General features: G+C 62.2%; 1 protein-coding gene and 3 pseudogenes. 2 read left to right on the top strand and 2 right to left on the bottom strand.

Annotated features, from left to right (window positions below; all coding sequences use genetic code 11):
* Nucleotides 1-571: 571 nt before the first annotated feature.
* A complete protein-coding gene (locus tag QZ964_RS18650; RefSeq protein ID WP_275548829.1) occupies nucleotides 572-847 on the top strand; it encodes a helix-turn-helix domain-containing protein in 276 nt (91 codons plus the stop codon).
* Nucleotides 848-878: 31 nt separating this feature from the next.
* On the opposite strand, the pseudogene QZ964_RS18655 reads toward QZ964_RS18650, so the two are convergent.
* A pseudogene (locus tag QZ964_RS18655) lies at nucleotides 879-1040 on the bottom strand (ATPase); the annotation flags it as partial.
* Nucleotides 1010-2329, bottom strand: a pseudogene (gene istA, locus QZ964_RS18660) (IS21 family transposase). The pseudogenes istA and QZ964_RS18655, both read right to left, overlap by 31 nt.
* Nucleotides 2330-2370: 41 nt before the next feature.
* On the opposite strand from istA, the pseudogene QZ964_RS18665 reads away from it, so the two are divergent.
* A pseudogene (locus tag QZ964_RS18665) lies at nucleotides 2371-2561 on the top strand (ATP-binding protein); the annotation flags it as partial.

Genomic DNA, 2561 nt, shown 5'->3' on the forward strand with positions numbered 1-2561 from the left:
TCCATATCATCCTGGCAAGCGATCGCGTCGGCGACCCGTTTGCCGATAACCCCATATCCATTCAACGCGACACGAATCTTTCCAGTCTGTGTTGTCATGTTCCGCGCTCCTTCTGTTGATTGTGGCGCTACAGTCGATGCTTCGGCGTCGTCCATCTATCGCTTCGAAAACATTCGTATTCGGTGAGCGGCTTCAAACCATTGGCGTTCCTCGACAGACTCGTCGACGCATGGCGGTGACGACGTTTCGCGGCTGACCATCGACAAAGCTAATCATGTTCTCGATCGTTGTGTCGATGATGCGTCCGATGGCCTCGCGGCGATCCAGATTCGCCCTTCGAGGCCGTGTCGATTACATAATTATAGGGCGGGTCTCCAAAGGCGGCGTTCAGACGTACGAGAGCATTTTGCGGCGCGGTGGCGAGAGCGTCGATTTCAGCGTCCTGAATGTCTCCGAAATAAGCTTGATGCGGCTTCGGGAGAATTCACACCTCAACCGCTCCGGAAGGTCGACCGGCAAGGGCAACTCCTGGACGCGCTCATGAGTCGCCTCTCTGCGGAAACACAGTGACATCGCCGTCTATCGAGAGGGCGAGCGCGCCGAGCGCGGCGGGGCGACGCTTGACGAGGCCGCCGAAGCGCTCAATGTCAGCTCCGCAACCATCCGCCGTTTGATCGCCGACGGCGCACTTCCCGCAAGTCAGCACTGCAAGGGCGCGCCCTACGCGATCCTCGCCGCGGACCTGCGACGCACCGATGTCGTCAAAGAGGCCGCTGCGCGAAGGAAACGTTCATCGCGACCTCCGCCGTCTGCAAATCAGCCGGATTTACCCATAGATTTTCAATGAGATGGTGAGGTGAGCATTATGACGCGGGCTCGGTGCCGCCGATCAGAATGAGATTGCGCTTGGCGTCGATGAAGTCGCCCGCGTCGAGTTCGCGGATTTGTCCTTCATCGACCGGGGTGTCTTTGAAGACGAAGGCGTCGAGATCCTTCAGCTTCAGTCCGGTCATGGCATCGATGATCGGATGCCGTTCCATGGCGCGTCTTTCGTTCCTTTGCGCAGATTGTCGTAGCGGGCGCAGTCGGCGATCGGTTCTGTTCTGAGTTTGAGCGCCTCTGGCGTCGTGATGCTCGGCGGCGCCGGCGGCTGCCGCTTGCGGGCGAGGATCGCGAGGACGACGTCGCCATTGGCGATTCCGGCCTCTAGCGCTTCGGCGCAGGCCTGCGCCACGGCCTCGACGCCGTCTTCCGGCACGCGACCGAGAATCTTGACGAACTGCCGATCGCCGTCGGCGTGATGCTGGAGCCTGGCCCGGATCGCCGACAGCGGCGCCGGCAAATCCCAGTCCTTGAACGGCGCGCCGTTCCTGAGGGCGCCCGGCTTGCGCATTAGTACGGGCAGGTAATGCCAGGGGTCGTAGACGACCTGATCGCGCTTGAAGCTGCGCGCGTGATCGGCGACGACCTCCTCGCCGAGCAGGACCACGATGCGATCGGCGAAAACGCGCACCAGCACCGCGCGTCCGGCCGCCTTGGCGTCGACGCTGTATTTGTTCCGATCATGCGCAATCAGGCATGTCGTCGTCGCGCGCATCGGCTTCTCAATGAAGCCGGCGAAGGGGCCGAGGAAGGGCATGAGGCGCGGTCGCTCCTCTTCAAAAACCTCGAAGATCGTTCGATCCTTGAACTCCGGATGCTTCATTCGCTTCGCGTAGGCGACGCATTGCTCAGCGAGCCAATCGTTCAGCTCCTCAAGCGACTTCACCTTCGGCTTTGGGCGGAACAACACGTCGCGCATCGTGCCGACCTGGTTCTCGGCCTGGCCCTTCTCCCAGCCCGAGGCCGGCGTGCAGGCGACCGGATCCACCAGATGATGCGAGCAAAGCCGGAGGAAACGCCGGTTATAAGTGCGGGCGCGGCCGAGGGAGACGACCTCCACCGCCGTGCGCATATTGTCGTAAATCCCGCGCCGGCAGACCCCACCATAAAAGCGAAGGCGCGATCATGCGCGTCGAACACCATCTCCTGCGTGTCGCGGAAATAAGCGCGCACGAACGGCATGCGGCTGTAGGCGAGCCGCATCTGCGCCAGCTTCACCGTCAGCGGCAGACCGTGAAGTTCGATCCCTTCATGGCTCCAATCGAACTGATAGGCCTCGCCAGGATCAAACCGCAGCGGCACAAACGCCTGCGCCGGAGCCCGGGCCGCGCGCAGCTCGCCAGCTCTTCACATATCGATGCACGCTGTCAGGCGCGCCGTCATAGCCGCGGCCGCGGAGTTCTTCGAATAGCCGGATGGTCGAGCGACGCTCCAGAGTGGGCAACATTGCACGCGATCTCACACCGGAGACGAAAAAAGCCCGCCGGTGGGCGCCACCCGCGTCTCATCAAATCCCTCGGCCGCGCCGATCTCCTGATCCTCGACGACTTCGGCCTCGAGCCGCTCGACGCCGGCGCCCGTCATGACCTCCTCGAAATCCTCGAAGAGCGATACGGGCGCCGATCGACGATCGTCACCTCCCAGCTTCCCGTGACCTCATGGCATGAGGTTATCGGCGA

The organism is Methylocystis sp. (assembly GCF_021731785.1).
In the GTDB taxonomy this organism is placed as follows: domain Bacteria; phylum Pseudomonadota; class Alphaproteobacteria; order Rhizobiales; family Beijerinckiaceae; genus Methylocystis.